The organism is Phenylobacterium sp. (genome assembly GCF_031360265.1).
Classification (GTDB): Bacteria; Pseudomonadota; Alphaproteobacteria; order Caulobacterales; family Caulobacteraceae; genus Phenylobacterium.
Genome location: NZ_JANMBF010000148.1, coordinates 1 through 2781 on the forward strand (window position 1 = coordinate 1; position 2781 = coordinate 2781).

Sequence of the window (2781 nt, forward strand, 5' to 3'; positions counted from 1 at the left end):
ATTCGCGCGTGGTGGCCCCTCCGCGCGTCGGTGCGGTCGGCGCCGGCCCGCACCACGATCCGGCCCTGGAAGACCCCGCGCGCCTGGTCGCGGACCACGCCCTTGGTGAGTTGGTCGGTGACGCCATCGGTCCCGCCGTGGGTGACGACGCAGGTCTGGTCGGCGTGAGCTTTGTCGGCCAGCAGGTAGACGCCATCGAGGCGCAGCACCGCGCCGCCGCCGGGGTGGGCGACGCAGGTTTCGATCCGCTGGCGCCGGGCGCCGGAGGTGACGACCGTCTGGGCGAAGGTCGCCGTGGGGGACAGGCGAACGTCGGCCTGGCTGACCGACACCGCCTCGGCGTCGTCCCGCGCGAGGATGATGCGCTCGACCGTCGCGCCGGGCGCCAGAGTGATGGTCAGAGAGGTCTGGCTGACCGAACCGCCATCGCTCTCGTAGCTTTCCAGCAGAACCAGCCGACTGTCGGCTCCGACCGTGATCTCGGCGGTCGCCACATGGGAGCCGGCGCCATGCGAGACAAAGCGCAGGGCGATGATGGCCGACTGCCCGTCGGCGACGACGATCTTCGCCGCGCCCCTGCCATTGACCACCTGGCGCACATCCGCCGTCAGGGAATCGAACGGCCCGACGCCGGCGGCCTTCGCGGTTTCGGACGGCTCCGGCAGGACGCGGATCAGGGCGCGCAGGTCCGTCCAGCGCCAGTCCTCGTCGCGACGGGACGGCAGCTCGGCGACGTCGCGGTCGCGAAGGGCGGCAGCGAGGCTCAAGCGGCGGCCTCGTAGCGTTCGTAGCCGTCACGTTCGAGGTCGTGGGCAAGTTCGGGGCCGCCGGAGGCGACGATCCGGCCGCCGGCCAGCACATGGACCCGGTCGGGTTTGATGTAGTCTAGCAGGCGCTGGTAGTGGGTGATCACCAGCATGGCGCGGTCGGGCGAGCGCAGGGCGTTGACCCCGTCGGAGACGATCCGCAGCGCGTCGATGTCCAGGCCGCTGTCAGTCTCGTCAAGAATGAGGAAGCGCGGCGAAAGCATTGCCATTTGAAAGATTTCCATCCGCTTCTTCTCACCACCTGAGAAGCCGACGTTGAGCGCGCGCTTGAGCATGTCGAAGTCGATCTTCAGCGCGGCGGCCTTTTCCCGGGCGAGCTTCAGGAAGGCCGGCGCGGACACCTCGGCTTCGCCGCGCGCGCGATGCTGGGCGTTGAGCGCGGTGCGGATGAAGGTCAGCGCCGGGACCCCCGGAATTTCCAGCGGATACTGGAACGACAGGAACAGGCCCCGCGCGGCCCGCGCATCGGGCGCCAGGGCCAGCAAGTCCTCGCCGTCGAGCGTCGCAGTCCCGCCGGTCACTTCATAGCCGGAGCGGCCGGTGAGCACATAGGAGAGCGTCGACTTGCCGGCGCCGTTCGGCCCCATGACGGCGTGGACTTCGCCGGCGGGAATCTCCAGCGACAGGCCCTTGAGGATCGCCTTGCCATCGACGGCGGCGTGCAGGTTTTCAACCTTGAGCATCAACGGGTCTCGTCCACGAGGAATAGGGCCATGACGCTCAGCGCCTCGGCGACGGTCTCCACGGTTTCCTGCTTGCGCGGCGTCGGCGAGCCCGGAAGGGCGGCGCGCTTGTCGCCCGAGGTGATGCTGGCGCGGCCAGCTTCGAAATAGGCGGAGATGCGGAAGTCCGGACTTTCCAGCGACACCCGATAGCGGCGCCAGTCGACGGTCAGCCGGTGCGCGGCCAGAAACTCCGGGTCGCCGACGATGGCGTCATAGAGCTCCTCGGCGCGGCTCAAGTCTTCCTCCTGCTGGCGGCGCTCGGCCTCCTCGCGGCGGCGGATCTCGGCCTGGCGCTTGGCGTGCTCGATTTCGAACGCCGCCTTCAGTGACATCGGCACGAACTCGCCGGCCTTGTTGGACCTGGCCGTCATCCGACGCTCCCTTCGAGAGAGATCGCCACCAGCTTCTGGGCCTCCACCGCGAACTCCATGGGCAGCTCCTGCAGCACGTCCTTGACGAAGCCGTTGACTAGCAGCTGGACGGCCTCCTCCTGGCTGAGCCCGCGCTGCATCACATAGAACAGCTGGTCCTCCGACAGCCGGGTCGTCGTCGCCTCGTGCTCGAACTTCGAATGGCCGTTGCGGGCTTCGATGTAGGGCACGGTGTGGGCGGCGCAGTGCTTGCCGATCAGCAGGCTGTCGCACTGGGTGAAATTGCGCGCGCCCGTGGCCTTGGGGTGGGCGGAGACCAGGCCGCGATAGGTGTTGGACGACCGGCCGGCGCTGATGCCCTTGGAAATGATCCGCGAGCGGGTGTCGCGGCCCAGGTGGATCATCTTGGTTCCGGTGTCGGCCTGCTGGCGACCGTTGGTGATGGCGATCGAGTAGAATTCGCCCGACGAGCCGTCGCCGCGAAGAATGCAGGACGGGTATTTCCAGGTGATCGCCGAGCCGGTCTCGACCTGGGTCCAGGAGACCTTGGAGCGGTCGCCACGGCAGTCGGCGCGCTTGGTGACGAAGTTGTAGATGCCGCCCTTGCCGGTCACCGGATCGCCCGGATACCAGTTCTGGACGGTGGAATATTTGATCTCGGCGTCGTCCATCGTCACCAGCTCGACCACGGCGGCGTGCAACTGGTTCTCGTCGCGCATGGGCGCTGTGCAACCCTCCAGGTACGAGACATAACTGCCCTTGTCGGCGATGATCAGGGTGCGTTCGAACTGGCCGGAATTCTCGGCGTTGATGCGGAAATAGGTCGACAGTTCCATCGGGCAGCGTACGCCCGGCGGC

The 2781-nt window shown here is 67.8% G+C and carries 4 protein-coding genes; all 4 read right to left on the minus strand.

Annotated features, from left to right (window positions below; genetic code table 11):
• Nucleotides 1-767: SufD family Fe-S cluster assembly protein (locus tag RMN86_RS13865; protein WP_309606444.1), on the minus strand; the 767-nt coding region annotated here is incomplete at its 3' end.
• On the minus strand, nucleotides 764-1510 hold the full coding sequence (gene sufC / locus RMN86_RS13870) for a Fe-S cluster assembly ATPase SufC (protein ID WP_309606445.1): 747 nt from the start codon (nucleotides 1508-1510) through the stop codon (nucleotides 764-766). The genes sufC and RMN86_RS13865, both read right to left, overlap by 4 nt.
• Nucleotides 1510-1923 (minus strand): hypothetical protein, encoded by a 414-nt coding sequence (locus RMN86_RS13875; protein ID WP_309606446.1) that lies wholly within the window; start codon nucleotides 1921-1923, stop codon nucleotides 1510-1512. The genes sufC and RMN86_RS13875 overlap by 1 nt, the downstream gene beginning before the upstream one ends.
• A partial coding sequence (gene sufB, locus RMN86_RS13880; protein WP_309606447.1) for a Fe-S cluster assembly protein SufB occupies nucleotides 1920-2781 on the minus strand: 862 nt, incomplete at its 5' end. The genes RMN86_RS13875 and sufB, both read right to left, overlap by 4 nt.

What these genes read in the sequence shown, in the direction of transcription:
- RMN86_RS13875 (WP_309606446.1), bottom strand. Translation starts at nt 1,923, where the DNA reads ATGACGGCCAGGTCCAACAAGGCCGGCGAGTTCGTGCCGATGTCACTG.
- sufC (WP_309606445.1), bottom strand. Translation starts at nt 1,510, where the DNA reads ATGCTCAAGGTTGAAAACCTGCACGCCGCCGTCGATGGCAAGGCGATC.